General features: G+C 40.3%; 5 protein-coding genes and 11 tRNA genes. 4 read left to right on the top strand and 12 right to left on the bottom strand.

Features of this window, described 5'->3' with window-relative positions:
* Positions 1-471: matrixin family metalloprotease (locus HMPREF0519_RS04170; RefSeq protein WP_003634916.1), on the top strand; the 471-nt coding region annotated here is incomplete at its 5' end.
* An 82-nt stretch (positions 472-553) separates the two neighbouring features.
* On the opposite strand, the gene HMPREF0519_RS04165 is transcribed toward HMPREF0519_RS04170, so the two are convergent.
* Entirely contained in the window at positions 554-1,723 is a 1,170-nt protein-coding gene (locus HMPREF0519_RS04165; protein ID WP_003559745.1) for a pyridoxal phosphate-dependent aminotransferase, read from the bottom strand.
* Positions 1,724-2,083: 360 nt separating this feature from the next.
* On the opposite strand from HMPREF0519_RS04165, the gene HMPREF0519_RS14770 reads away from it, so the two are divergent.
* Genes HMPREF0519_RS14770 through HMPREF0519_RS04155 form a run of 3 tightly spaced genes read left to right on the top strand, consistent with a single transcriptional unit; the run spans position 2,084 to position 4,918 of the window.
* Complete coding sequence (locus HMPREF0519_RS14770; RefSeq protein ID WP_404803326.1) at positions 2,084-3,463, top strand: transporter substrate-binding domain-containing protein; 1,380 nt, start codon at positions 2,084-2,086, stop codon at positions 3,461-3,463.
* On the top strand, positions 3,456-4,184 hold the full coding sequence (locus tag HMPREF0519_RS14765; RefSeq protein ID WP_003634910.1) for an amino acid ABC transporter permease: 729 nt from the start codon (positions 3,456-3,458) through the stop codon (positions 4,182-4,184). The genes HMPREF0519_RS14770 and HMPREF0519_RS14765 overlap by 8 nt, the downstream gene beginning before the upstream one ends.
* The gene (locus HMPREF0519_RS04155) at positions 4,181-4,918 is read left to right on the top strand and encodes an amino acid ABC transporter ATP-binding protein (protein ID WP_003634908.1); all 738 of its coding nucleotides are present in this window, start codon (positions 4,181-4,183) and stop codon (positions 4,916-4,918) included. The genes HMPREF0519_RS14765 and HMPREF0519_RS04155 overlap by 4 nt, the downstream gene beginning before the upstream one ends.
* 553 nt (positions 4,919-5,471) lie before the next feature.
* Here HMPREF0519_RS04155 and HMPREF0519_RS04150 read toward each other — a convergent pair.
* From HMPREF0519_RS04150 to HMPREF0519_RS04100, 11 genes are all read right to left on the bottom strand, one after another.
* A tRNA-Leu gene (locus tag HMPREF0519_RS04150) sits at positions 5,472-5,556 on the bottom strand.
* Between the two features lie 33 nt (positions 5,557-5,589).
* Positions 5,590-5,660 (bottom strand) — tRNA-Cys (locus HMPREF0519_RS04145).
* Positions 5,661-5,687: 27 nt separating this feature from the next.
* Positions 5,688-5,759 (bottom strand) — tRNA-Gln (locus tag HMPREF0519_RS04140).
* Positions 5,760-5,766: 7 nt separating this feature from the next.
* Positions 5,767-5,839: transfer RNA gene (locus HMPREF0519_RS04135), tRNA-His, on the bottom strand.
* 14 nt (positions 5,840-5,853) lie between these two features.
* Positions 5,854-5,924: transfer RNA gene (locus HMPREF0519_RS04130), tRNA-Trp, on the bottom strand.
* 4 nt (positions 5,925-5,928) lie between these two features.
* Positions 5,929-6,011, bottom strand: a tRNA-Tyr gene (locus HMPREF0519_RS04125).
* Between the two features lie 5 nt (positions 6,012-6,016).
* Positions 6,017-6,089, bottom strand: a tRNA-Phe gene (locus HMPREF0519_RS04120).
* A 63-nt stretch (positions 6,090-6,152) separates the two neighbouring features.
* A tRNA-Asp gene (locus HMPREF0519_RS04115) sits at positions 6,153-6,226 on the bottom strand.
* A gap of 14 nt (positions 6,227-6,240) precedes the next feature.
* Positions 6,241-6,313: transfer RNA gene (locus tag HMPREF0519_RS04110), tRNA-Val, on the bottom strand.
* Positions 6,314-6,317: 4 nt separating this feature from the next.
* Positions 6,318-6,389: transfer RNA gene (locus HMPREF0519_RS04105), tRNA-Glu, on the bottom strand.
* 21 nt (positions 6,390-6,410) lie between these two features.
* Positions 6,411-6,502, bottom strand: a tRNA-Ser gene (locus HMPREF0519_RS04100).
* Positions 6,503-6,515: the final 13 nt, after the last annotated feature.

Raw genomic sequence — 6,515 nt, 5'->3', positions numbered from 1 at the left:
CCTTTGATAAAGATAGCAGCAAATAAGTGGAATAACGCTTTGGACACAGTTGTCTTTAAAATTGGATCTCAAAGAACACACACATTAACCATTAGTTTCGGTAATGCTGGTCAGGACAATTGGGATGGGCTATTTAATGGAAGAAAGATCTACGTGGACAGAACCCATTTTAATGATCCTAAATACCCCACTGCTTATATGAAGCCGTCTATAGCCTCCCAGATGTCGATTGAACAATACTGGACAGGTGTGATTGCCCATGAACTTGGCCACACCCTTGGTCTGGACCATACAGCTTATCAAAGTGACTTAATGTTTGCGCCTACCAGCGATGGAAATGTTATTACAAAGTATTTGTGGAAACGACCAATTCAACGATCATCAACCGGGTTGGATGGCACAGAAACAGCTCAGATTTCTCAGCGTGATTTAAATAGAGCCAAATTAGCTAAACAACTAGACTATTGGTAATAATAAAGAGATCAGGACAAGCCAGCTTGCGACTTGTCACTGATCTCTTTATTATTAACCGCAATTTACCAAACTAAAACCTTTAAAACAACCCAAGTTTTTTAATTCGTTGGCAGGCCTCTGTAAACCTTGGCTCGTCAATTAATAATCCTACACGAACAAATCCTTCACCACCATCACCAAAACCATTTCCGGGAGCTACAGCAACTGCCGCTTTTTCTAATAATAGATCTGCAAAGGACTCACTTGTATAGCCTTCTGGAACCGGCATCCACGCGTAAAAAGATCCACCGGAACGATATGGTTCCCACCCGATTGAGCGAGCAGCCGTAAAGAATTGATTTCTTCTTTTTTCATATAGGGCCACCAAATCCCTAACGGTATGCTGGTCACTATTTAAAGCCGTGATGGCAGCTTTCTGCATTGCAGGAAAAACACTAACAAATAGGTGATCCTGCAATAAGTTAATGGCTTCGATCATATCGGCATTTCCGGCCGCAAATCCAATTCGCCATCCAGCCATATTATAGGATTTAGAGAATGTATATGTTTCAATACCGACTTCTTTCGCTCCGGGTGTTTGTAAGAAACTGATTGGCTTTTTACCATCAAAACCAATCGCGCCATAAGCAAAATCATGGACAACACCAATTTGATTTTGATTGGCAAATGCGACCGTCCTTTCAAAAAAATCAGGTGTTGCGACTGCCCCGGTTGGATTATTAGGATAGTTAAGATACATCAACTTGGCCTTTTTTACAATTTGAGGATCCAAATCATGATAGTCAGGCATGAAATTATTTTTTTCCTTGAGACGCATTAATGACAAATCCACCTGCGCAAGGGCAGCACCCGACAGATAATCTGGATAGCCAGGATCAGGCAATAACATAGTATCGCCAGGATTTAAAATCGCAAATGGCAACTCTACCAAACCAATCTTTGAGCCTCCCAAAATTGCGATTTCTTTATCAGGGTTCAGTTCAACTCCATACTCTCTTTTGTAGAAATCGGCAGCTGCCCGCTTTAATGCCGGATCTCCGCGAAATTGTGAATATTTATGATTATTAGGGACAGCAGTTTGCTCCTGCATGGCCTTTACAATAAAATCCGGTGTTGGTTGATCTGGATTTCCTTGACCCAAGTTGATCACGTCGGCTCCGGTGGCAATTTTTGCGTTCACTTTTTTCACCAAGTTAGCAAAGAATTGTTTTGGAAGTCCCTGAAGCACATTTGATTCTGCAAATTTCAACTTAAATTCCTCCAGTATGATGTCACATTTATTTAGATCATTTATGTATAGCCCTGTTTACGTAATAAGGTTAAAAACTTAAGACCCACCTACCCAAGACATATAAAGTTAATTATGAGTAAATACCCCATAATTGTCAATGTGGTTTTAACGATTTTTTAATCATTCTAAAAAATGATCTTTTCCTTATGTATAAACTCTGACCGTCTCATTCGATTGCCAATCAATCTATACATTTAAACAAATTTCTGCTAGAATGGGCACATTATTGTATTTTTATGTTATGTTTTATTACATATTATTAGGAGGATGATTATGAACCACAAATTGTCAAAAGCCCAGAGATGGGTTGTCTTTTTGATGACTTTTTTGACTTGCCTTATTTTTTCAAACATTGCGGCACAGGCAAAAACTTATCAAATTGGAACAGATGTTACCTACCCACCATTTGAATTTGCAAACAAGCAAAACAAATATGTTGGTATTGATATTGACATTATGAACGCCATTGCTAAAGAAGAGGGATTTAAAGTTCATATTAAACCGGTCGGATTTAATGCGGCCGTGCAGTCAGTTCAGTCAGGGCAGGAAGATGGTGTTATCGCTGGGATGACTATCACACCAGACAGACAGGCTAAATTTGATTTTGGAACCCCCTACTATAAAACAGGCGTGGTTATGGCCGTCGCAAAAAGCAGTCATATTACGAACTTTAAACAATTAAAAGGTAAACGGGTTGCGTTAAAGACAGGAACTGCGGCCGCAGATTATGCCAACAGCATTAAGAAAAAATATGGCTTTAAAACCGTAACTTTTGATGATTCCGATAATATGTATCAAGATGTTACAACTGGAAATTCGGTTGCCTGTTTTGAGGATCAACCGGTCATGCAATATGGCATTAAACAGGGACTTAAATTAAAAATTGTGACTAAACCAGCAAACACCGGTTGGTACGGTTTTGCCGTTAAAAAAGGTACTCACAAAGCACTTGTTTCTAAATTTAATGCTGGTTTAAAAAAGATTAGGGCAAATGGTACCTACGATAAAATTGTTGGTCAATATTTGGGCAGCAATGCTAACCAAGCCGTCAAAGGAAAAACATTTACGATCGGTACAGATGTCACGTTTCCACCATTTGAGTTTGCAAACAAACAAAATAAATACGTTGGTATCGATATGGACTTAGTTAGAGCGATTGCCAATGAACAGGGCTTTAAAGTAAAAATTAAGCCTCTGGGATTTAATGCAGCTGTTCAAGCAGTTGAATCAGGACAAATTGATGGTGTTATTGCCGGCATGTCAATTACAAATGCCAGAAAAGCACAATTTAATTTTTCGAATCCCTACTTTACTTCTGGAGTTGTGATGGCCGTTAATAAAAAAAGTAAGGTAAAGTCGCTTTCTCAATTACGTGGAAAGAAAGTGGCTGTAAAAACCGGAACGGCCGGTGCAGATTACGCTAACAGCATAAAAAAGAAGTATGGTTTTACGGTCACTACCTTTGATGACTCAAATAATATGTATCAGGACGTTACAACCGGAAATTCTGCAGCGTGTTTTGAAGATCATCCGGTTATGCAATATGCTATTAAGCAGGGAACCAAGTTAAAGATTGTCACAAAACCGGCTGAGAGTGCACCATATGGATTCGCCGTTAAGAAGGGCCATAATAAAGCATTGTTGGCTGCCTTTAATAATGGGCTTAAGGACTTAAAAGCCAGTGGCACCTATGGATGATATTAAAGCTAAGTATTTAGGAAGTAGCGATGCGCTAACAACGACAAAATCAACAGGCAGTTCTGAAGATCGGACTTTTCTTGGATTGATCAAGCAAAATCAAGGTGCTTTACTATCGGGATTAAAAGAAACAATGTGGCTAACCGTCGTTTCTATTTTCTTCGCCACTATTTTTGGGATTGTTGTTGGACTAATGGGTGTTGTTCCTGGCAAATTTTTCAACTGGCTATCAAGCATTCTCATTTACCTCTTCCGGGGAATGCCGCTGCTTGTGTTGGCATTGTTCATCTATACCGGCATTCCAAGCCTAACGGGCGAAAAAATACCTGCTTTTGTTGCTGGTGTTGTGACGTTAACATTTAACGAAGGTGCTTATATCGCAGCCTTTGTTAAAGGCGGAATTCAAGCCGTTGATCCTGGACAGATGGAGGCAGCACGTAGTCTTGGCTTGCCATTTGGTAAGTCTATGCGCAAGGTTATTTTGCCTCAAGGAATTCGAATCATGATTCCATCTTTTATCAATCAATTCATCATTACTTTAAAGGATACCTCAATTCTTTCAATTATCGGTTTACTTGAGTTAACCCAAACCGGTAAAATTATTATCGCCAGAAATCTTGAAGGATTTAAAGTTTGGACGATTGTTGCGTTAATGTATCTCATCATTATCACGTTATTAACTTGGTTGTCCAACTGGGTTCAAAGGAGAACAAAAGTATGAGCGAAAAAGTAAAAGTGACAAATTTAGTGAAGACGTTTGGCGCAAACAAAGTGTTAAAAGGGATCAACTTAACAGTCCAAAATAATGAGGTCGTTGTAATTATTGGTCCCTCCGGATCGGGTAAAAGTACCCTACTTCGGACACTGAATAAGCTTGAAGAACCAACATCGGGATCAGTTGTTATTGACAACGTTGATATCGCTAATAAAAACGCTAATATGAATACGGTTCGTGAAAATATCGGCATGGTATTTCAACATTTTAACCTTTTTAACAATTTAACCGTTGGTGAAAACATTATGCTGGCACCTGTTGAGTTAAAAAAAGAAAGCAAACAGGCTGCAGCAGAACAAGCCAAACGTTTACTGAACACGGTTGGCTTGGAAGAAAAGTTTAACACACGAGTCCAATCACTATCAGGAGGACAGCAGCAACGTGTTGCTATTGCTCGAGCTCTGGCAATGGATCCAAACATCATGTTGTTCGATGAACCGACTTCAGCACTAGATCCTGAAATGGTTGGCGATGTCCTTGAGGTTATGAAAGATTTGGCTAAAAAGGGAATGACGATGATTGTGGTCACTCATGAAATGGGTTTCGCTAAAGAAGTCGCCGATCGAGTCGTATTTGTTGATGACGGGCAAATTTTAGAGCAAGGAACTCCTGATCAAATATTTGAACATCCTAAGAATGAACGTTTACAGGATTTCTTAAATAAGATTTTGAATGTTTAATATATAAGCAACGTAAAGAAACGATTTCCTCTTTCTATGGCTGTTAATAAGTATATAAAGGTAACGTCATAAATCACAAACGGGTCAGATGATGGTCATGCAATATCTGTTGTTGGTAATAGATTTAATCTATTACCAACAACAGTTTTTTATTGTTATTGAATATATAAAATAGGCGCTTCCCGTCTGTTCATAAAAAAAAGCCAGCTACCATCAAAGTTTTTAGCGAAAGAAGGATATGTCTTGTATGGCTTATATTCAAACGGTCTCTTAGACGAACCTAATAAGAAAAATCACGTTCTTAATCGAAACTTTTAAAAACATACAGGTTGTTCCGAATGCTTTTAAAATTAAAACAAAAAGAGCTCTACTCACAACGTTGATTAGAACTCTAATATTTTGACTCGCCGACTATAGATGACGGCGAGTGAACAGTTTTGGGACTGTATCGACTCCGATAAGAAGGGTCTAAAATTATTTAAGTAAAAAAACAACGTTGAATTAAAAATATTCAACGTTGTTTTTATTCATGTTTCCATATGATGGTACAAGATACCGGAGGTGGGGTTCGAACCCACACGTCCTCAACGGACACTGGATTTTGAGTCCAGCGCGTCTGCCAGTTCCGCCACTCCGGCAAAATAATAATTGATTGGCCACTATATGGTTAAAGGCGGTAATCGGATTCGAACCGACGATGAAGGTTTTGCAGACCTCTGCCTTACCACTTGGCTATACCGCCATAACTTTGGCTAACCCCAAACCCAAACTGGGTTAGCTGGATTCGAACCAGCGCATGACAGAGTCAAAGTCTGTTGCCTTACCACTTGGCTATAACCCAATCAAAGGGCGGTAGGTGGGAATCGAACCCACGCGTGTCGGATCCACAAACCGATGTGTTAACCACTTCACCACTACCGCCATAGTATTATTAACAGGGATAGTAGGAGTTGAACCCACACCGACGGTTTTGGAGACCGTAGTTCTACCATTAAACTATATCCCTATAATGGAGGGGAGTGGATTCGAACCACCGAACCCGAAGGAGCGGATTTACAGTCCGCCGCGTTTAGCCAGACTTCGCTACCCCTCCATAAATGGCGCGGGACAGAATCGAACTGCCGACACATGGAGCTTCAATCCATTGCTCTACCGACTGAGCTACCGAGCCAAATAAACCATTAACAGAGATAATAATACTAAGTTGTGTATTCAGTTTTCAAATACATAACAACGGTCCGTACGAGACTCGAACTCGTGATCTCCTGCGTGACAGGCAGGCGTCCTAACCAACTAGACCAACGAACCAGGCTGTTATGGGATGGAGGATACAGGGATCGAACCTGTGACCTCCTGCTTGTAAGGCAGATGCTCTCCCAGCTGAGCTAATCCTCCATAATGACCCGTACGGGATTTGAACCCATGTTACCGCCGTGAAAGGGCGGTGTCTTAACCACTTGACCAACGGGTCATAAAACTTATTATTCGGTTACGGAGAGTAAGGGATTCGAACCCTTGAAACAGGCTTTTACCCGTTTACATCATTTCCAATGATGCTCCTTCGGCCAGCTCGGACAACTCTCCAATTAAATAATAA

Origin of the sequence: Lentilactobacillus hilgardii DSM 20176 = ATCC 8290 (assembly GCF_000159315.1) — a bacterium.
Taxonomy (GTDB): domain Bacteria; phylum Bacillota; class Bacilli; order Lactobacillales; family Lactobacillaceae; genus Lentilactobacillus; species Lentilactobacillus hilgardii.
This window is presented reverse-complemented; position numbering and strand designations above follow the sequence as displayed.

Excerpts from the sequence above, each read along its gene's own strand:
- HMPREF0519_RS14770 (WP_404803326.1), top strand. The coding sequence starts at position 2,084 with ATGACTTTTTTGACTTGCCTTATTTTTTCAAACATTGCGGCACAGGCA.
- HMPREF0519_RS14765 (WP_003634910.1), top strand. The coding sequence starts at position 3,456 with ATGGATGATATTAAAGCTAAGTATTTAGGAAGTAGCGATGCGCTAACA.
- HMPREF0519_RS04155 (WP_003634908.1), top strand. The coding sequence starts at position 4,181 with ATGAGCGAAAAAGTAAAAGTGACAAATTTAGTGAAGACGTTTGGCGCA.